Below are 18,765 nucleotides of genomic sequence, written 5' to 3'. Positions count from 1 at the left end.
GATCGCGGTCGCGGTCGCCGGGGTGCCGCGGTGCGCCATCGCCGGTGCGGGACGACGTCGTCGTAGTGCCGGCACGGCCGTCGTGGTGCCCGCCGTCATCCCCTGGATCAGTGTCCGGACGCTACGGGCGCGCGCGGCGCAGGACGTCCTCGGCGTGACGGAGGACCGGGGCGTCGACCATGCGGCCCTCCCAGCGGAACGCTCCTCGCTCGCCCTGTGCAGCGGTGAGCACCGCACGCGCCCACGCGACCTGCTCGTCGGTCGGGCGGTAGGCGGCGCGGACGACGTCGACCTGGCGCGGGTGGAGGCACGCGGTCGCGGTGAAGCCGCTCGCGGCGGCGTCGGAGGCCTCCGCGGCGAGGCCGTCGAGGTCGTCGAGGTCGACGTGCACGGCGTCGATCGCGGCCTTGCCGTGCGCGCCCGCGGCGAGCAGGACGGTCGAGCGGGCGTGCCGGGCGACGTCCCGGTACGTGCCGTCGAGGCGTCGGCTGGACGTGCCGCCGAGCGACGCGACGAGGTCCTCGGCGCCCCACATGAGCGCGACGACGTTCGCCTCGGCCGCGATGGCGTCGGCGTCGACGACGCCTTGGGCGGTCTCGACGAGCGCGACGACGTCGTAGGCGGCCAGCTCGCGCACGTCGGCGCGGTCGACCGTCTTGGCGAGCATGACGGTCCGGTAGGGCGTGCCCGCGAGCGCGTGCAGGTCCTCGACGAGGTCGGGGGTGCCGGCCGCGTTGACGCGGACGATCGTGCGGTCGGGGTCGAGAGGCGTGGCGCGCAGGGCGTCGCGGGCCGCGGACTTCGCGCCCGGCAGCACGGCGTCCTCGAGGTCGAGGATGACGGCGTCGGCGCGCTCGGCGGCCTTGGCGTACCGGCCGGGGCGGTCCGCGGGGCAGAACAGGATGGCGGGTCCGAGGGCGAAGCTCCCCGACCCGCCGCTCCCCAGGTCGAGGTTCACGGCGCCGCCTCCGTCGTCCAGAACAGGACCGTGCGGGTGGCCTCGGCGACCACGGCGCCGTCCTGGTTGCGGCCGGTGTGCGCGAGCGTGACGACGCCCTGGCCCGGCCGCGACGACGAGGGCCGCTTCGCGACGACGACCGTCTCGGAGTAGAGCGTGTCGCCGTGGAAGAGAGGGTGCGGGAAGCGGACCTCGGTGAACCCGAGGTTCGCGACGATCGTGCCCTGCGTGAGCTGCGTGACGGACGCCCCGACGAGCACCGCGAGCGTCATCATCGAGTTCACGAGCCGCTGCCCGAACGGCTGGTCCGCGGACCACGCGGCGTCGAGGTGCAGCGCCTGCGTGTTCATCGTCAGCGTGCTGAACAGTACGTTGTCCGCCTCGGTCAGGGTGCGTCCGGGGCGGTGCAGGTAGCGGGTGCCCGGTTCGAGCTCGTCGTAGTACAGCCCCCGCTGCACGACGTCGGTCACCGCGAGCTCACCCCCGAGCCGGCGAACCCGAGCTCGCGCGCGATCACCATGAGCTGCACCTCCGTCGTCCCCTCGCCGATCTCCAGGATCTTCGAGTCGCGGTAGTGCCGCGCGACGGGGTTCTCGTTGAGCACGCCGTACCCGCCGAAGATCTGCGTCGCGTCGCGCGCGTTGTCCATCGCCGCCTCGCTGCCGAGCAGCTTCGCGAGGCTCGCCTCGAGCTTGAACGGCTGACCGGCGACGAGCAGCCGCGCGGCCTCGTACCAGGCGAGCCGTGCGGCGTGCACGCGCGCCTCCATGCGGGCGAGCTTGAAGGCGATGTGCTGGTTCTCGCCGATCGGGTGGCCGAACACGTTGCGGCTGCGCGCGTACCGCATCGCCTCCTCGAGGCACCCCTGCGCCGCACCGGTGCAGAGCGCCGCGATCGCGACGCGCCCCTCGTCGAGCACCTGGATGAACTGCGCGAACCCGCGCCCGCGCGTCCCGAGCAGGTTCTCCTCGGGGACGCGCAGGTCGTCGAACCGCAGCGGGTGGGTGTCGGACGTGTGCCAGCCGACCTTGTCGTAGGCGGGCAGCACCGTGAGGCCGGGCGTGCCTGCCGGGACGAGGATCGCCGACAGCTCCTTCGCGGTCGTGCCGTCGTCGCGCGTGCGCTCGCCCGTCACCGCGGTGATCGTGAGCAGCCGCGTGATCTTCGAGCCGGAGTTGGTGATGAACTGCTTGCTGCCGTCGATCACCCACTCGCCGTCCTCCAGGCGGGCCGTCGTGCGCGTCCCCGCCGCGTCCGACCCGGCGTCGGCCTCGGTCAGCCCGAACGCCGCGAGCCCGCGGCCCGACGTGAGCGTCGGCAGCCACTCCTCCTTCTGCGCGTCCGTCCCGAACCGGTAGACGGGCATGGCCCCGAGCCCGACGCCCGCCTCGAGCGTCACGCCGATCGACTGGTCGACGCGCCCGAGCTCCTCGACCGCGAGGCACAGGTCGAACATGTCGCGGCCCTGGCCGCCGTGCTCCGTCGGGAAGGGCAGGCCGAACAGCCCCATCTCCCCCATCTGCGCGAGGATCTCGTACGGCAGCTCGCGCTTCGTGTCGTACTCGTACGCGGCCGGCGCGACGACGTGGTCGGCGAAGTCGCGCACCTCGTCGCGGAGCTTGCGCTGCTCGGGGGTGAGGTCGTGGCTCATGGTGCGGTCCCTTCGTGGGGGGTGACGGTCGCGACCACGTGGTCGAGCTGCACCCGGTCGGCCGGTCGGACCGTGAGGGTGACGACGCCGTCGCGGGGGGCGGCGAGGCGGTGCTCCATCTTCATCGCCTCGATCGTGAGCAGGGGCTGACCGGCGACGACCTCGTCACCGGTCGCGACGTCGACGGCGACGACGACGCCGGGCATGGGGGCGCGGACCTCGGGCGCGTTCGGGCCGTCGCCGCGCGGGCCGGCCGTGCGCGCGTCGGCGAGCTGCTCGGCCCGGCTGCGGACGCGGACGTCGTGCGTCGCACCGTCGACGGCGACCCAGGTGACGTCCCCGGCGACGGCGACGCGGACCGGGTGCACGACGCCGGCGATCTCGACCTCGGCCGCGTCGGGGCCGGTCCGGACGCACCGCACGCGCTGCCGCGGCGGGCCGCCGTCAGCCGAGCCGGTGCCTGCGCCCGCGCCTGCGCCAGCACTCGTGCCCGCGCCCGCATCTGCGCCCGTGCCCGCGCCTGCGCCGGTACCCGCGTCCGTCGCGTCGCCGCGGCCCACGCCCGCGGCCATGGCCGCACCCGGGCGGAGGTCGACGGTGACGTCGGCGACGAAGGAGACACGTGCGGGCGAGGGAGACGCCTCGGTGTCGCCGTCGCCGGGCGATGTCGCCGGTGCCACCGTCACGGCGAGGACGCCGGCGTCGGTCGCCACGCCGTAGGTCCGCGCGCCCGCGCCCGCGAGCCGCCAGCCGTCCGACCGCCAGGGTCCGGCCGCGCGCGCCGCTCCCCCGCGAGCGGCTCGGGCCTCGTCCGCGTCGGCGGGCGGGCGCGGGTCCGCCGCCTGACGTCCGACCGCGAGCCGCCACAGGACAGCGGCGACGCAGGCCGTCAGGTCGGGCCGGACGTCGCCCGCGGGCCGCTCGGGTTCGTCGTCGTCGACCGGCCCGGGCAGGAGGCGCCCGAGGAGGCCGGTGTCGAGCCGACCGGCACGCACGTCAGGGTCGGCGAGCACGCGGCGCAGGAACCCGACGTTGGTGCGGACGCCCAGCACGACCGTCCGCGCGAGGGCCGCGTCGAGCCGGCGCAGCGCCTCGGCCCGGTCGGCGCCGTGCGCGACCACCTTGGCGAGCATCGGGTCGTACGTCGTGCCGATCTCCAGTCCCGGCCGCAGCGCGCTGTCGACGCGCACACCGTCGCCGGTCGGCTCGTCGAGCACCAGGACGGTGCCGGTCGTGGGCAGGAAGTCGCGCGACGGGTCCTCGGCGTAGACGCGCGCCTCGACGGCGTGCCCGGTGAGCCGGACGTCGTCCTGCACGAACGACAGCGGCTCGCCCGCGGCGGCACGCAGCTGCTGCTCGACGAGGTCGAGCCCGGCGACGAGCTCGGTGACGGGGTGCTCGACCTGGAGCCGCGTGTTCATCTCCATGAAGAAGAACTCCGTGGGCGCCTCGTCCGAGACCAGGAACTCGACGGTCCCGGCCCCGACGTAGTCGACGCTGCGCGCGACGTCGCACGCCGCGGCACCGATCCGCGCGCGCGTCGCCTCGTCGAGCAGCGGCGACGGCGCCTCCTCGACGACCTTCTGGTGCCGCCGCTGGAGCGAGCACTCGCGCTCGCCGAGGTGGAGGACGTGGCCGTGCGCGTCGGCGAGCACCTGCACCTCGATGTGCCGCGGAGCCGCGACGAGCCGCTCGACCAGCAGCGTGTCGTCACCGAACGCGGCGGCGGCGACCCGACGGGCCGCGACGAGCGCGTCGACGAGGTCCTCACCGCGTCGGACGACGGTCATGCCCTTGCCACCGCCCCCGGCGGACGGCTTGACGAGCACCGGGTAGCCGACACGGTCGGCAGCCGCGCGCGCGTCGTCGTCCGTCGCCCCCGCGAGCGAGGCGCCGGGGATCACCGGCACGCCCGCCGCGACGACGTGGTCCTTGGCGCGGATCTTGTCGCCCATGACGTCGAGCGCGTGGACGCCCGGTCCGACGAACACGATCCCGGCCTCGGCGCAGGCGCGCGCCAGGTCGGCGTTCTCGGACAGGAACCCGTACCCGGGGTGGACGGCGTCGGCGCCCGCGGCCCGCGCGGCCCGGACGACGGCGTCGACGTCGAGGTAGCTGGCGCGCGGCTCGGCCGGGCCCAGCCGGACGGCGGTGTCCGCGAGCGCGACGTGCCGCGCGTCGCGGTCGGCGTCGGAGTACACGGCGACCGACCGGATGCCGAGCCGCCGCAGCGTCGCGATGACGCGGCACGCGATCTCGCCGCGGTTGGCGACGAGCACGGACCCGAACAGCGGCGCCGCGGTCGAGCGCGAGGGCACGGTCATGGCGGGGTCGCTGGCGGCGTCCGTGGTGGCGGGGTCCGTGGTGACGGGGTCCGTGGTGGTCACGGCGTCACATCCGGTACAGCGCGGGTCGGGGCGCGTCGAGCGGGACGGTCGCGCACACGTCGAGCGCCATGCCGAGCACACGGCGGGTGTCGAGCGGGTCGATCACGCCGTCGTCCCAGAGCCGCGCGGTCGACCAGTACGGGCTGCCCTGCGTCTCGTACTGCGCGCGCATCGTGCCGCGGAAGGCCTCCTCGTCGGCGGCGTCCCACGCGTCGCCTCGGGCCTCCACCTGGTCGCGCCGGACGGTCGCGAGCACGGACGCGGCCTGCGCGCCGCCCATGACGGAGATGCGCGCGCCGGGCCACATCCACAGGAACCGTGGCGAGTAGGCGCGCCCGCACATCGAGTAGTTGCCGGCGCCGAACGACCCGCCGATCACGACGGTCAGCTTGGGGACGCGCGTCGTCGCGACGGCCGTCACCATCTTGGCGCCGTGCTTGGCGATGCCCCCGGCCTCGTAGTCGCGCCCGACCATGAACCCGGAGATGTTCTGCAGGAACACGAGCGGGATGCCGCGCTGGTCGCACAGCTCGACGAAGTGCGCACCCTTGAGCGCGGACTCGCTGAACAGCACGCCGTTGTTCGCGACGACGCCGACGGGGTGCCCGTGCAGCCGCGCGAACCCGGTGACGAGCGTCGCACCGTACTCGCGCTTGAACTCGTGCAGCTCCGACCCGTCGACCAGCCGCGCGATCACCTCGCGCACGTCGTAGGGCGTCTGCAGGTCGGTGGGGACGACGCCGTAGAGGTCGTCCGGGTCGACGGCCGGTGGCCGCGCCTCGGCGACCTCCCACGCGGTCGTCCGGGGGCGCGGCAGCGTCGCGACGATGTCGCGGACGATCGCGAGGGCGTGCGCGTCGTCCTCGGCGAGGTGGTCGGTGACGCCCGACGTCCGCGCGTGGAGCTCGCCGCCGCCGAGCTCCTCGGCGGTCACGACCTCGCCCGTCGCGGCCCGGACCAGCGGCGGCCCGCCGAGGAAGATCGTCCCCTGCCCGCGCACGATGACGGTCTCGTCGGACATCGCCGGCACGTACGCGCCGCCCGCGGTGCACGAGCCCATCACGCACGCGACCTGCGGGATCCCCTCGGCGGACATGCGCGCCTGGTGGAAGAAGATCCGGCCGAAGTGGTCGCGGTCGGGGAACACCTCGTCCTGCATGGGCAGGAACGCGCCGCCGGAGTCGACGAGGTAGACGCACGGCAGCCGGTTCTCGCGCGCGATCTCCTGCGCCCGCAGGTGCTTCTTCACCGTGAGCGGGTAGTACGTGCCGCCCTTCACGGTCGCGTCGTTGGCGACGACCATGACGTGCCGCCCGGCGACGAGCCCGATCCCCGCGACGACCCCGGCGGCGGGCGCGTCGTCGCCGTACACGCCGTGCGCGGCGAGCGGCGCGACCTCGAGGAACGGGCTGCCCTCGTCGAGCAGCACGTCGATGCGCTCGCGCGTGAGCAGCTTGCCGCGGGCGACGTGCCGCTCGCGCGACGCGGGCGGACCGCCGAGCGCCGCGGTGGCGAGCCGGTCGCGCAGGTCGGCGACGAGCGCACGCTGCGCGGCCGCGTTGGCCGCGTGGTCGGGGGCGCTCGGGTCGGCCGCCGTCCGGAGGGTCTCCATCGACGCTCCTTGAGTTAACGATCGCTAACTGAAATGACGCTACTGTTCGACCAGCGACTTGTCCACGACAGGAGGGCGGATGTCCGGGCACGCCGTCGACGACGACGCCCCCACCACCGCGCGGGGGCGGGCCAAGGCCGAGCGGCGGGACGCGATCCTCGCCGCCGCCGCGCGCCTGTTCGCGCGGCACGGGTTCGACGGGGTGTCCCTCGACGACCTCGGCGCGGCCGTCGGCGTCCGCGGCCCTGCCGTCTACCGGCACTTCCCCAGCAAGCAGGCCGTGCTGCTCGCGCTGCTCGCCGGCACCAGCGAGCGCCTGCTCGACGGCGGCCGCGACGTCGTCGACCGCACCCCCGACCCCGTCGACGCGCTGCGCGCGCTCGTCCGCTTCCACGCCGACTTCGCGCTCACCGAACCCGACGTCATCCGCGTGCAGGACCGCGATCTCGCGGCCCTAGCCGCGCCCGACCAGGAGGCCGTCCGGGTGGTGCAGCGCCGCTACGTCGAGGCGTGGGTCGACGTGCTCGCGCGCCTCGCGCCGACCGCGGACCGGCCCGAGCTCCGCCTGCGCGCGCAGGCGACGTTCGGCCTGCTCAACTCGACGCCGCACAGCGCGCGCGGCCTGTCGTCGGCCCGCACCCGGACCCTCCTCGAGGGCATGGCGCTCGCCGCGCTCGGCCACCCGTCCGGCTGACCGGCGGCGCGCGCACCGACCGCGGGTGATAGGCGAAAGGTCCCTTGCGGATCTAGCCTGGCGGGACATCAGGCAATGGGGCCACCGCTTCACAAGAGCACGGCTCCGCCGACGACGGAGCGGAACATGTTGCGTTCAGATGTGTCAGCCGGGCATGCCCGGGAGGGTGCGGAGCAGCGGACGACGGGGTCCTCGAGCGGCCCCGCACGACCACGAGCAGGCGACGGCAGCGACGCCGACGACGGTCTCGTCCGGCTCGTGACGACCACGGGCGACCGGGTCGAGGACCCGGTCCACGACCCCTGGGTCGCCGACGTCGACGACGACGCGCTCGTCGCGCTGTACGAGGACATGGTCGTCGTGCGGCGGTTCGACGTGGAGGCGACGGCCCTCCAGCGGCAGGGGCAGCTCGGGCTGTGGCCGCCGCTCATCGGCCAGGAGGCCGCGCAGGTCGGCTCGGCCCGCGCGATGCGCCCCGACGACTTCGTCTTCAGCTCCTACCGCGAGAACGGCGTCGCGTACTGCCGCGGCGCGGACCCGACCGACCTGGTGCGCGTCTGGCGCGGCACCACGCTGTCCGGCTGGGACCCCTGGGCGCTGCACATGGCGACGCCGCAGATCGTCGTCGCGTCGCAGGCCGTGCACGCGACGGGCTACGCGCTCGGCTGCCGGATGGACGGCTCGGACGCGGCGGCGGTCACGTACTTCGGCGACGGCGCGACCAGCAAGGGCGACGTGCACGAGGCGATGGTGTTCGCCGCGAGCGGCGCCGCCCCGGTGGTGTTCTTCTGCCAGAACAACCAGTTCGCGATCTCCGAGCCGGTCGGTCTGGTGGCCACCCGCCCGCTCGCCGACCGCGCCCCCGGGTACGGGATCCCGAGCGTGCGCGTCGACGGCAACGACGTGCTCGCGGTCCTCGCCGTCACGCGCGCCGCGCTCGACCGCGCCCGCCGCGGCGACGGCCCGACGTTCGTCGAGGCGGTCACCTACCGTCAGGGCCCGCACACCACGTCGGACGACCCGACGCGCTACGTCGACACCGCCGTGCACGCGCAGTGGGCCGAGCGCGACCCGATCCTGCGCGTCGAGCGCCTCCTGCACCAGCGCGGCGCCCTGTCCGAGGAGCGCACGCACGACATCAAGGAGAAGGCCGAGGAGTTCGCGCACCGCATGCGCGAGGGCTGCCTGGGCCTCGAGGCACCACCGCCGCTCAGCCTGTTCGACCACGTCCTGGTCGAGCCCACGGCGACGCTGCGGCGCCAGCGCGAGGAGCACGCCGCCTATCTCGCGATGTTCGACGACGAGGCGGTCCGATGAGCACCATGACGCTGGCCGGGGCGCTGAACGCCGGGCTGCGCCGGGCGCTCGCCGACGACGACCGCGTCGTCGTGCTGGGCGAGGACGTCGGGCGCCTCGGCGGCGTCTTCCGCGTGACCGACGGGCTGCAGCGCGACTTCGGCGCCGACCGCGTGCGCGACACCCCGCTCGCCGAGTCCGGGATCCTGGGCGTGGCCGTCGGGCTCGCGTACCGCGGCTACCGGCCCGTCGTCGAGATCCAGTTCGACGGGTTCATGTACCCCGCGTTCGACCAGATCGTCACGCAGGTCGCGCGCCTGCACTACCGGACCGGCGGCGCCGTGCGCATGCCGATCACCGTGCGCATCCCGTTCGGCGGCGGCATCGGTGCGGTCGAGCACCACTCCGAGTCGCCCGAGGCGTACTTCGCGCACACACCGGGCCTGCGCGTCGTCTCCCCCGGCGGACCGCAGGACGCGTACGCGATGGTGCGCCAGGCGGTCGCGTGCGACGACCCGGTCGTGCTGCTCGAACCCAAGCGGCGGTACTGGGTCAAGGGCGACGTCGACGAGTCGCTCGACGACGCGCTGCCGCTCGACCGTGCACGGGTCGTCCTGCCCGGCGACGACGTCACCGTCGCCGCCTACGGCCCGCTCGTGCTGACGGCGCGTGACGCGGCGCTCGCGGCCCGCGACGAGGGCGTCTCCGTCGAGGTCGTCGACCTGCGGTCGCTCTCGCCGCTCGACCTCGACACCCTGGAGGCGTCCGTGCGACGCACCCGGCGGCTCGTCGTCGCCCACGAGGCGCAGCGCAGCGGCGGGCTCGGCGCGGAGATCGCCGCATCCGTGACCGAGCGCTGCTGGGACGTGCTCACCGCCCCCGTCGCGCGCGTCACCGGGTTCGACGTCCCCTACCCGCCCGCCAAGGTCGAGGAGCACTTCCTGCCCGACCTCGACCGGATCCTCGACGCGGTCGACCGCGTGCTCGGACGGCCGCACTCGCTCAGCGGGTTCGTCCCGTCGGTGCGGGCGGACGACGAGCCACCCGAGAGCGCCGTCGCCGACGCCGAGCACGCCCGCGGTGCCGCACCCGTCGGGAGCGCGTCATGAGCGCCGACCGGACGGTCCGCACCGTCACGCTGCCCGACCTGGGCGAGGGCCTGACGGAGTCCGACCTCGTCGAGTGGCTCGTCGCCGTCGGCGACACCGTCACGCTCAACCAGGTCGTCGCCGAGGTCGAGACCGCGAAGGCGCTCGTGCAGCTGCCCTCACCGTGGGCGGGTGTCGTCGAGGCGCTGCTCGTCGAACCCGGCACCACGGTCGCCGTCGGCGGCCCGCTCCTGACGATCGCCGTCCCCGACACCGCCGCGACCGGCGACCGGTCGCCGTCGGCCACCCCGGCCGACGCGGCGCCCGACGTGGCCCCCGCGCCCGAGGCGCACGTGCCCGAGACGGCGGCCGACGTCGTCCCCGCCGGGTCGACCGCCCCGCTCGCGCCGGCGGCGGCTGCGCGCGTCGGGGCGCCCGCGACGGAGTCGGCGGAGGTTGCCGAGCCCGCCGCGCAGGCCGTCCCCGAGCGGACGTCGGTGCTCGTCGGGTACGGCCCGCTCGTCGAGGCGTCGGCGCGGCCGCACCGCCGTCCCCGCTCGGCGGCCTGGCTCGCGGCGCACGCGTCGACGAACGGCCACGGCCACGACCGGACGCACGCGCACCCGCCGGACGCCGTCGTCGCCGGCGAGCCCGGCGGCACCGTCGCCGCTCCCCCGCGCCCGACCCCGCCCGTCCGCAAGCTCGCGCACGACCTCGGCGTGCACCTCGAGCGCGTCCAGGGCACGGGCCCGTCGGGCCAGATCACGCGCGACGACGTGCTGCACGCGCTCGTCCCGACCGGCACGACGCCCCCGCGCGGGACGCCGTCGGCCCCCGCCGCGGCTCCGGGCGGCGCGAGGGCGTCGTCGCCGGTGCCGGCCGTCGCCCGGTCGTCGTCCGCCGCCGCCCCTGCACGCCCGGCGACACCCTCGCCGCAGGAGGTCCGCGTCCCCGTCACGGGTGTCCGCAAGCAGACCGCGGCCGCGATGGTCGCGAGCGCGTTCACCGCCCCGCACGCGTCGGTGTTCCTCACGGTCGACGTGACACCCACGACCGGGCTGCTCGCCGACCTGCGCGCGGACCGCGCGATGGACGGGCACCGCGTCACGCTCCTCGCGCTCGTCGCGAAGGCCGTGACGCTCGCCGTGCGCGACCACCCGGACCTCAACGCGCGCTGGGACGAGCCCGCGGGCGAGATCGTCCGGCACGCGCACGTCGGTCTCGGCATCGCGGCCGCGACGCCGCGCGGGCTGCTCGTCCCGGTCGTGCACGACGCCGACACGCTGCGCCTGCCGGACCTGGCCGACGCGCTGCGTGTCCTCACCGAGTCGGCCCGCGCGGGCACGACGACGCCCGCCGACCTGTCCGGCGGCACGCTCACCCTCACGAACGTGGGCGTCTTCGGCGTCGACGGCGGCACACCGATCCTCGTGCCCGGGCAGTCGGCGATCGTCGCCGTCGGGGCGGTCCGCCGGCAGCCGTGGGAGCACGAGGGCGCGGTCGCGCTGCGCGACGTGCTGACGCTCACGGTCTCGTTCGACCACCGCGTGGTCGACGGTGAGCAGGCGTCGCGCTTCCTGGCCGACGTGGGCCGCGTGCTCGCCCGGCCCGCGTCGGTGCTCGCGATGGTCTGACCGCACCGGGCTCAGGGACCTCTGGAGGGAAGGGGCACGATGGACAAGGTCGTCCGCTCGGCCGCCCACGCGGTGGCCGACATCCCCGACGGCGCGACGCTGGCCGTCGGCGGGTTCGGTCTGTGCGGCATCCCGAGCGTGCTGATCCGCGCGCTGCTCGACGCCGGCACGCAGGATCTCGAGGTCGTGAGCAACAACTGCGGCGTCGACGACTGGGGGCTGGGGCTGCTGCTCCAGGAGCGGCGGCTGCGGCGGGTCGTGGCGTCGTACGTCGGGGAGAACAAGGAGTTCGCGCGCCAGTACCTGGCGGGCGAGCTCGAGGTCGAGCTCACCCCGCAGGGGACGCTCGCCGAGCGGCTGCGCGCGGGCGGCAGCGGCATCGCCGCGTTCTACACGCGCACCGGCGTGGGCACGCAGGTCGCCGAGGGCGGACTGCCCTGGCGGTACGACGCCGACGGCGGCGTGGCGGTCGCGTCCCCGCCCAAGCCCGTCGAGCGCTTCACGGTCCGCGGCGAGGAGCACGAGTACGTGCGCGAGGAGGCGATCACCGCGGACTTCGCGCTGGTCCGCGCGGCGGTGGGCGACCGTGCGGGCAACCTCGTCTTCCACCGGTCGGCCCGGAACTTCAACCCGCTGTGCGCGGCCGCGGGTCGCGTCGCGATCGCCGAGGTCGAGCACCTGGTACCCGTCGGTGAGCTCGACCCGGACGCGATCCACCTGCCCGGGGTCTTCGTCGACCGCGTCGTCCCGCTCACGCAGGCCGAGGCCGCGGACAAGCGCATCGAGCGGCGGACGCTGCGGGCCGGAGGTGCGTCGTGACCCTCACACGTGAGCAGATGGCGGCACGCGCCGCCCGCGAGCTGCCCGACGGCGCCTACGTGAACCTCGGCATCGGCCTGCCGACGCTCGTCCCGAACCACCTGCCGCCCGGGGTCGAGGTCGTGCTCCAGTCCGAGAACGGCGTGCTCGGCGTCGGCCCCTACCCCACGGACGACGAGGTCGACCCCGACCTGATCAACGCGGGCAAGGAGACCATCACGCTGTCGCCGGGAGCGTCGTTCTTCGACTCCGCCACGTCGTTCGGCATGATCCGCGGCGGCAAGGTCGACGTCGCCGTGCTCGGCGCGATGCAGGTCTCCGCCGGCGGCGACATCGCCAACTGGATGATCCCCGGGAAGATGGTCAAGGGCATGGGTGGCGCGATGGACCTCGTGCACGGCGCCCGCCGGATCGTCGTCCTCATGGAGCACGTCGCGCGCGACGGCTCCGCGAAGATCCTGCCGCGGTGCACCCTGCCCCTGACCGGCGTGGGCGTCGTCGACCGGATCATCACCGACCTCGCCGTCCTCGACGTGACCGCGGACGGCCTGCTGCTGCGCGAGTGCGCGCCCGGCGTCAGCGTGTCCGACGTCGTCGCCGCGACCTCCGCGGTCGTCCTGCTGACCAGCGACGACGTACGGGAGATGGTGCTGACATGACCGGTCGCGACGCGGTGCTCGTCTCGTTCGCCCGCACCCCCATGACGCGCCTGGGCGGCGCGCAGTCGACGCTGACGGCGGCCCAGCTCGGCGCGGCCGCCATCCGCGGCGCCGTCGAGCGCGCGCGCATCCGCCCGACCGCCGTGGACGCCGTCCTCATGGGCCAGGTCGTCCTCGCGGGCGCGGGCCAGAACCCGGCCCGCCAGGCCGCCCACCTGGCCGGCCTGCCCTGGACCGTCCCGGCGACCACCGTGAACAAGGTGTGCCTCTCAGGCCTCACGGCGATCATCGACGCGGCCCGCCTGATCCGCTGCGACGAGGCCGACGTCGTCGTGGCGGGCGGTCAGGAGTCGATGAGCCTCGCGCCGCACCTGCTGCCCGGCTCCCGCCGCGGCTGGACGTACGGCGACATCACCGCCGCCGACTCCCTCGCGCGGGACGGCCTGACCGACGCCTTCGACGGCGAGTCCATGGGCGCGTCGACCGAGCGTGGCAACGCGGCGCTCGGCATCACGCGGTTCGCCCAGGACGAGGTCGCGCTCGCGAGCCACCTGCGCGCCGCCGCCGCGGTGACGTCGGGGGTCTTCGCGGAGGAGATCGTGCCCGTCCCCGTCCCGCAGCGCCGCGGCGACCCCGTCACGGTCGACGCCGACGAGGGCATCCGCCCGACCACGACGATCGAGTCCCTCGGTGCGCTGCGCCCCGCGTTCGCGCCCGACGGCACGATCACCGCCGGCAACGCGTCGCCGCTGACGGACGGCGCGGCCGCCGTCGTCGTGGCCGCGCGCGACGTCGCCGAGTCCCGCGGCTGGCCCGTCCTGTGCACCGTCGGTGCATGGGGCCAGGTCGCCGGGCCGGACACGTCGCTGCACTCGCAGCCCGCACGCGCCATCGAGGCCGCCGTGAAGCGCGCCGGGTGGGACGTCGGCCACCTCGACCTCGTCGAGATCAACGAGGCGTTCGGCTCGGTCGTCGCCCAGTCGCTTGCCGACCTCGACTACCCGCTCGAACGCACCAACCTGCACGGCGGCGCGATCGCGCTGGGCCACCCCATCGGCGCGTCCGGCGCGCGCCTCGCCGGCCACGCCGCCCTCGAGCTCGCCCGCCGCGGCTCCGGACGCGCGGCCGTCGCGCTGTGCGGCGGTGGCGGCCAGGGCGAGGCGCTGCTGCTCTTCCGCGACCGCGCCTGACGGCGCCCGACGGCGACCGACCGCGGGGGCGAGCGGGCTCCGGCTGGACGGCGGCACCCCCCAGCGGCCGTCCAGCCGGTCGCCACGACCGGGCAGGCGTCCGGTTGCGCCCCGTCCCGGACGGCAGTCCAATGCCAGGACCGGTCTCCTCGAGGAGGTACCACCATGGACACCACCGGCTGGATCATCGTCGCGATCGTCGTCGTCCTGCTCCTGGTCGTCGTCGCGGTCGTGCTGAGCCGACGCCGCGGCGCCCGCAAGGTCGAGGCCGACCGCGCCCGCGCCCAGAAGATCCGCGAGGAGGCGGCCGCCCGCCAGGTCGAGGTCCAGCGCCGCGAGGCCGAGGCAGCGCGCATCGACGCCCAGGCCCGGCTCGCCCAGGCCGAGGCCGACGCGCGCGCCGCCGACGCCGCCGCGATGCAGAACGAGGCCCGCGCCCGGGCGAGCGAGGCCACCGACGCCCGCGCCGAGCTCGACGAGCGGCTCGGCCAGGCCGACCGCATCGACCCGGACGTCCGCACCGACCCGAACCCCGCCGAGCGGGACGTCCGCACCGACCCGAGCGCCGCAGACCCTGGCCGCACGGGCACGGACCGCGTCGACCCCCGCGCCTGACGTCGACGCGGCCGCGGTCAGCGCGGTCGCGGCAGGGTCCGTCCGGCACGCGGCGCGGGAGGCACGGTCGGCGGACCGGGGACCACGACGTATCCGTCCCGGACGTCACCCAGGACGGTCATCCGCTCGTCGCCGGTTCCCCAGAGCCACGCCAGGTATGCGCAGACGATCGCGTCGACCTCGTCCTCGACCGACCGGAGCTCGGAGATCCGCGCGGCGCCCGCGACGGTCCGACGGATCTCCGCCCACCGCTGGTTCTCGTCCGTCCGGAGCACAGGCCCGCACACGCGGTCGACGTGGTCGAGCAGCGCGCCCCACGCGTCGCGCAAGGCCTCGCGAGACCGTCCGGGCTTCACCTTGTACGGGATGACCCGCCCCAGACCGAACAGCGCGACCATCGCCGGGTGCGGGTAGACCTCGATGGCCACGGTCCTCGTGCCGTCGGGCCGGTGGGCAGGGTCGACGTCCCAGCCGTGCGCGTCGGCGAGCCGAGCGGCGCGCGGCGGATCGAGGTATGGCCGCGACCGGTTCGACGGGTGGGCGCCCGCGTCGTACCGCCCGAACTGCTGGTGCAGGAGCTTCTCCGCCGTCCGCGAGCCGGTCGCGTTCGGCACGACGATCGGCGCGTCGATCGCGACCACGCGCGGACCGGCGTCCGACCGACCGATCACGGCGGCGATCTCGTCGTCGGTCCGGACGGTCGCCGACCGGACGAGGCGTCCGGTGTCGTCGAGCACGGCGACCCCCGTCCGCGCCCGCGCGCCCCACGCGAGGTCGACACCGACGTACTCCATGCGCCGAGTGTGGTCGGACTGTTGCTCGCGCGCGACGCCCAGCGCGGCGTCGTCCGGTCCTCCGCCGGGGCGGGGCCGCGCGGGTGATGTCCCCCGGCGGACGGGTGACGATCGCCCGTCTCGTCCGAAACCGGACAGATCGGGCGTTAGCGTCGCGGCTGCTCCACTCCCCTGCGAAAGGCCCCCGATGCGTCCGCGACGCCCGCTCCTCCACCGCGCCACGGCTGCGGCGACCCTGGCCGCCGTCGCGGCCTCCCTCCTGGTCGCGGTCGGGCTCGCACCCGCGCAGGCGGCGCCGACCGGCGACGCGATCAAGGTCGTGCAGATCGGCGACTCGTACTCGGCAGGCAACGGTGCGGGCGCGTACTACGGGCCGGCGGACTGCTACCGGTCGCACGACAGCTGGGCCGCGGAGTACAGCGAGTGGCTGGCGGACCAGGGCAACCACGTCACGTTCGTGACGCGTGCGTGCTCGGGCGCGGTGTCCCAGAACGTGCTGACCGACCGCAAGATGGACTCGCACATGGCCTACGTGCCGGGCGGCACGATCGGGCGGACGCAGGAGGAGGGCCTCGCGGCGGCCAAGGCGGCGAAGGTCTGCTCGACGAAGTACGTCGACGAGGAGTACTTCGAGTACTCGGTCGCGATCTGGGACACGGTGCGAGGCACGTTCGCGGTGGACTGCCAGCGCTACCTGCGCGCCCAGATCGAGGCGGTCGGCCGCGACACCGACGTCGTGGTCTTCACGATGGGCGGCAACGACCTCGGCTTCGCGGACATCGTGAAGCAGTGCTTCGCGGTCGGCTTCCGCGACCCGGGCGACTGCCGGGAGAAGGTCACGGACGCGCGCGCCGGGATCGGCCAGCTCGAGGACGACCTGACGGACCTGCTGGGCCGCCTGCGCGACCGGATGCGTCCGGACGCGAAGGTCGTCCTGCTCTCCTACCCGTACCTGTCGAACACGGACTCGTTCGTCCTCCGCAGCCTGCGGGACCGCCTGCCGTTCGTGTCCGGCGACACCTACGACATCGGGCACGAGGTGCGCGCGCTGGGCGACGAGGGTGACGCGGCGCAGCGGGCCGCCGTCGCGCGGGCCAACACGGCCGCGGGGAGGCCGTTCGTGTCCTACGTCGACACGGTGAAGGAGCACTTCGCGGGGCACGAGCCCGACCCGTCGGCGACGAACCGCAACGACGACCGGTGGATCCACGAGTTCGACTCGGTGACGATGGCCGAGTGGTACCACCCCACGACGAAGGGCCACTACGAGGAGTCGACGCTGCTGCGGTCGTCGAGCGTCCCCGGGCGCGTCCCGTCGGCGTCGGCGGGGAGCATCGACCTCGTGTTCGCGATCGACACGACCGGGTCGATGGACTGGGTCCTGCAGTCGGTGAAGGACACCGCGACGCGCATGGTCGACCACCTCGCGGCGAGCTCCGGCTCGTACCGGTTCGCACTCGTCACCTTCCGGGACGACCCCGTCTACACCGGCTGGGACGGTGACTACGCCGCGCGCGTCGACCTGCCGTTCACGTCCGACCCCGACGCGATCCGCACGGCGCTCGCGGGCATGGTGGCGGACGGCGGCGGCGACTGGCCGGAGACGGCCCTGTCCGGCATGCAGGCCGCGATCGACCTGCCCTGGCGGCCGGGCGTCAAGAAGGTCCTGATCCCGATCAGCGACGCGCCCGCGCACGACCCGGAACCGATGAGCGGCCTCACGTCGGCGACGGTGATCGCGAACGCCCTCGCGGTCGACCCGGTCGAGGTCTACCCGATCGACGTGGGCACCGGGGCGTTCGCACCGAGCGTCGAGGCCGTCGCCGCCGGTACGGGCGGGTCGACCACGACGTCGCTCGACGTCGCCGAGACGCTCCTGGACACCATCTCGACCGCGATGGACAAGCCGTACGCATGGGTCCAGGGACCGTACGTGGCGCGCGTCGGCGACACGCTGCGCCTCGATGCGCGCGGCTCGTACGCGACGACCGGCGACCTGGTCTCGTTCGAGTGGGACCTCGACGGCGACGGCTCGTACGACGTGACGACGTCGACCCCGACGCTCGAGCACATGTTCGGCGCGCTCGTCGACGCGTACCTCGCGGTCCGGGTCACCGACTCCGCGGGCCGTGCGAGCATCGCGACGACACCGCTCGCGATCACGGACGACGGTGACGAGACGCCCGCGGACGTCGACGTCTGCCCGACGGTGGCCGACCCGGGTCAGGAGGACCACGACGGCGACGGCGTCGGCGACGCGTGCGACCCCTCGCCGTTCGTGCTGGAGACGGACCCGGAGGTCGTCGTGTTCGAGGCCGACGACCCGGGCGTGGTCGCGTCGTCGACGGTCTCCGGCGCGGTGTTCGAGGACGCCGACGCCGACGGGCTCCGCGAGGCGGGCGAGGGCCCAGCGGCCGGTGTCGCGGTCACCCTCACGGGGAACGACGCCGGTGGCACACCCGTCACGGCGGCTGCGGTCAGCGCCGCCGACGGCTCGTGGTCGGTCACCGGCCTGCTGCCCGGCACGTACGTGCTGCGTGCGGCAGGGGCCGTCTCGGCCCGGTCCGGTGCGCCCGTCGCGGCGTCGGGCGCCGGGACCGCCGGTGGCACGGTCGTCGGGTCGTCGGTCGAGTCGGTCGTCCTGTCCGGCGTGGGTGCCGCCGTCGAGGGCGTGGGCTTCGGCGTGCGGTCCGCGTCGGGGCCGGCGACGCCGACCTCTCCCCCGACGGGCGCGCCGACGCCGGGCGGTCCCGTCGTCCCGCCGGCCGCGTCCGCGAGCCCCGAGCCGGCCTCGGAGGTGCTCGCCGCTGGGCCGTCCGGGTCGTCTCCGCTCGCCACGACGGGTTCCGATGCCGGCGAGGTCCTCCGCTGGGCCATGCTGGCGGTGGCCGTCGGCGCCCTGACCGTCCTCGGGGCGGCCACGGCGGCCCGACGGACACGTCGTCAGGAGGACTGAGTGCACGCCACGTGGCGCCGCGTGACCGCGACGTTCGTCGCCGTCCTCGCGCTCGCGGCGCTCGTGGCCTGCTCGTCGGGCGACGGGACGCTCGCGCGGCTCCGGTCGGAGCCGGTGTGGACGCTCGAGGTGCCCGGCACGACCGTGCAGGACGTCGTGACGCGCGACGGCGGCTCGTCGCTGGGCCAGCGCGTCGTCGCGAAGGCGGCGAAGACGCTCGTGCCCGGGGACGGCACCACGACGACCGACGTCGTCGCGGCGCTGACGGCGAGCGCCGAGGACTCCGGCTGGACCGATCCGACCGCGACGGACGGCTCCGTGACCTGGACCAAGGTCGTCGACGGCGTGACCTGGTCGCTGTACGTCGGCGAGCAGGACGACGGCGTCCGGCTGTCCCTCGACGCCAGCTGAC

16 protein-coding genes are annotated in these 18,765 nt (G+C 75.1%); 10 read left to right on the top strand and 6 right to left on the bottom strand.

What is annotated here, in order from left to right; translation table 11 throughout:
- Positions 1-121: 121 nt before the first annotated feature.
- The 5 genes from GXP71_RS03155 to GXP71_RS03135 all read right to left on the bottom strand — a co-directional run bounded on the left by GXP71_RS03155 (position 122) and on the right by GXP71_RS03135 (position 6,608).
- The gene (locus GXP71_RS03155; protein ID WP_238402592.1) at positions 122-958 is read right to left on the bottom strand and encodes a CoA ester lyase; all 837 of its coding nucleotides are present in this window, start codon (positions 956-958) and stop codon (positions 122-124) included.
- A complete protein-coding gene (locus tag GXP71_RS03150) occupies positions 955-1,428 on the bottom strand; it encodes a MaoC family dehydratase (protein WP_162351465.1) in 474 nt (157 codons plus the stop codon). The genes GXP71_RS03155 and GXP71_RS03150 overlap by 4 nt, the downstream gene beginning before the upstream one ends.
- Positions 1,425-2,609, bottom strand: a complete 1,185-nt coding sequence (locus GXP71_RS03145; protein WP_162351464.1) for an acyl-CoA dehydrogenase family protein — start codon at positions 2,607-2,609, stop codon at positions 1,425-1,427. Before GXP71_RS03145 ends, GXP71_RS03150 begins: the two co-directional genes overlap by 4 nt.
- Positions 2,606-4,933, bottom strand: a complete 2,328-nt coding sequence (locus GXP71_RS03140) for a biotin carboxylase N-terminal domain-containing protein (protein ID WP_162354175.1) — start codon at positions 4,931-4,933, stop codon at positions 2,606-2,608. Before GXP71_RS03140 ends, GXP71_RS03145 begins: the two co-directional genes overlap by 4 nt.
- Positions 4,934-5,000: 67 nt before the next feature.
- Complete coding sequence (locus GXP71_RS03135; RefSeq protein ID WP_162351463.1) at positions 5,001-6,608, bottom strand: carboxyl transferase domain-containing protein; 1,608 nt, start codon at positions 6,606-6,608, stop codon at positions 5,001-5,003.
- Between the two features lie 79 nt (positions 6,609-6,687).
- Here GXP71_RS03135 and GXP71_RS03130 point away from each other — a divergent pair, with 79 nt between their 5' ends.
- From GXP71_RS03130 to GXP71_RS03095, 8 genes are all read left to right on the top strand, one after another.
- Positions 6,688-7,302, top strand: coding sequence for a TetR/AcrR family transcriptional regulator (locus GXP71_RS03130; protein WP_162351462.1), 615 nt, complete (start codon positions 6,688-6,690; stop codon positions 7,300-7,302).
- 126 nt (positions 7,303-7,428) lie between these two features.
- Entirely contained in the window at positions 7,429-8,619 is a 1,191-nt protein-coding gene (pdhA, locus tag GXP71_RS03125; protein ID WP_162351461.1) for a pyruvate dehydrogenase (acetyl-transferring) E1 component subunit alpha, read from the top strand.
- Positions 8,616-9,707 carry an alpha-ketoacid dehydrogenase subunit beta gene (locus tag GXP71_RS03120; protein ID WP_162351460.1) on the top strand — a complete coding sequence of 364 codons (1,092 nt, stop codon included), beginning with the start codon at positions 8,616-8,618 and terminating at the stop codon, positions 9,705-9,707. Before pdhA ends, GXP71_RS03120 begins: the two co-directional genes overlap by 4 nt.
- Positions 9,704-11,320, top strand: coding sequence for a dihydrolipoamide acetyltransferase family protein (locus tag GXP71_RS20535; RefSeq protein WP_162351459.1), 1,617 nt, complete (start codon positions 9,704-9,706; stop codon positions 11,318-11,320). Before GXP71_RS03120 ends, GXP71_RS20535 begins: the two co-directional genes overlap by 4 nt.
- 39 nt (positions 11,321-11,359) lie before the next feature.
- Positions 11,360-12,139 carry a CoA transferase subunit A gene (locus tag GXP71_RS03110; RefSeq protein ID WP_162351458.1) on the top strand — a complete coding sequence of 260 codons (780 nt, stop codon included), beginning with the start codon at positions 11,360-11,362 and terminating at the stop codon, positions 12,137-12,139.
- Positions 12,136-12,798: a CoA transferase subunit B gene (locus GXP71_RS03105; protein WP_162351457.1), complete on the top strand. Its 663-nt coding sequence runs from the start codon at positions 12,136-12,138 to the stop codon at positions 12,796-12,798. Before GXP71_RS03110 ends, GXP71_RS03105 begins: the two co-directional genes overlap by 4 nt.
- The gene (locus GXP71_RS03100; RefSeq protein ID WP_162351456.1) at positions 12,795-13,988 is read left to right on the top strand and encodes an acetyl-CoA C-acetyltransferase; all 1,194 of its coding nucleotides are present in this window, start codon (positions 12,795-12,797) and stop codon (positions 13,986-13,988) included. The genes GXP71_RS03105 and GXP71_RS03100 overlap by 4 nt, the downstream gene beginning before the upstream one ends.
- 165 nt (positions 13,989-14,153) lie before the next feature.
- A complete protein-coding gene (locus GXP71_RS03095; RefSeq protein WP_162351455.1) occupies positions 14,154-14,603 on the top strand; it encodes a hypothetical protein in 450 nt (149 codons plus the stop codon).
- 17 nt (positions 14,604-14,620) lie between these two features.
- Here GXP71_RS03095 and GXP71_RS03090 read toward each other — a convergent pair whose 3' ends face one another.
- The gene (locus tag GXP71_RS03090) at positions 14,621-15,397 is read right to left on the bottom strand and encodes a DUF429 domain-containing protein (RefSeq protein WP_162351454.1); all 777 of its coding nucleotides are present in this window, start codon (positions 15,395-15,397) and stop codon (positions 14,621-14,623) included.
- 187 nt (positions 15,398-15,584) lie between these two features.
- Between GXP71_RS03090 and GXP71_RS03085 the strand changes: the two genes are divergently transcribed.
- Positions 15,585-18,353 (top strand): GDSL-type esterase/lipase family protein, encoded by a 2,769-nt coding sequence (locus GXP71_RS03085; RefSeq protein WP_162351453.1) that lies wholly within the window; start codon positions 15,585-15,587, stop codon positions 18,351-18,353.
- Positions 18,354-18,764: a hypothetical protein gene (locus GXP71_RS03080; protein ID WP_162351452.1), complete on the top strand. Its 411-nt coding sequence runs from the start codon at positions 18,354-18,356 to the stop codon at positions 18,762-18,764.
- Position 18,765 lies beyond the last annotated feature (1 nt).

The organism is Cellulomonas sp. H30R-01 (assembly GCF_010119915.1).
Lineage (GTDB): Bacteria > Actinomycetota > Actinomycetes > Actinomycetales > Cellulomonadaceae > Cellulomonas > Cellulomonas algicola.
Note: the sequence above shows the minus strand (reverse complement) of the source record. Positions and strands in the feature narration are given on the sequence as shown.

Excerpts from the sequence above, each read along its gene's own strand:
- GXP71_RS03145 (WP_162351464.1), bottom strand. The coding sequence starts at position 2,609 with ATGAGCCACGACCTCACCCCCGAGCAGCGCAAGCTCCGCGACGAGGTG.
- GXP71_RS03140 (WP_162354175.1), bottom strand. The coding sequence starts at position 4,933 with ATGACCGTGCCCTCGCGCTCGACCGCGGCGCCGCTGTTCGGGTCCGTG.
- GXP71_RS03135 (WP_162351463.1), bottom strand. The coding sequence starts at position 6,608 with ATGGAGACCCTCCGGACGGCGGCCGACCCGAGCGCCCCCGACCACGCG.
- GXP71_RS03130 (WP_162351462.1), top strand. The coding sequence starts at position 6,688 with ATGTCCGGGCACGCCGTCGACGACGACGCCCCCACCACCGCGCGGGGG.
- pdhA (WP_162351461.1), top strand. The coding sequence starts at position 7,429 with ATGTTGCGTTCAGATGTGTCAGCCGGGCATGCCCGGGAGGGTGCGGAG.
- GXP71_RS03120 (WP_162351460.1), top strand. The coding sequence starts at position 8,616 with ATGAGCACCATGACGCTGGCCGGGGCGCTGAACGCCGGGCTGCGCCGG.
- GXP71_RS20535 (WP_162351459.1), top strand. The coding sequence starts at position 9,704 with ATGAGCGCCGACCGGACGGTCCGCACCGTCACGCTGCCCGACCTGGGC.
- GXP71_RS03110 (WP_162351458.1), top strand. The coding sequence starts at position 11,360 with ATGGACAAGGTCGTCCGCTCGGCCGCCCACGCGGTGGCCGACATCCCC.
- GXP71_RS03100 (WP_162351456.1), top strand. The coding sequence starts at position 12,795 with ATGACCGGTCGCGACGCGGTGCTCGTCTCGTTCGCCCGCACCCCCATG.
- GXP71_RS03095 (WP_162351455.1), top strand. The coding sequence starts at position 14,154 with ATGGACACCACCGGCTGGATCATCGTCGCGATCGTCGTCGTCCTGCTC.
- GXP71_RS03090 (WP_162351454.1), bottom strand. The coding sequence starts at position 15,397 with ATGGAGTACGTCGGTGTCGACCTCGCGTGGGGCGCGCGGGCGCGGACG.
- GXP71_RS03085 (WP_162351453.1), top strand. The coding sequence starts at position 15,585 with ATGCGTCCGCGACGCCCGCTCCTCCACCGCGCCACGGCTGCGGCGACC.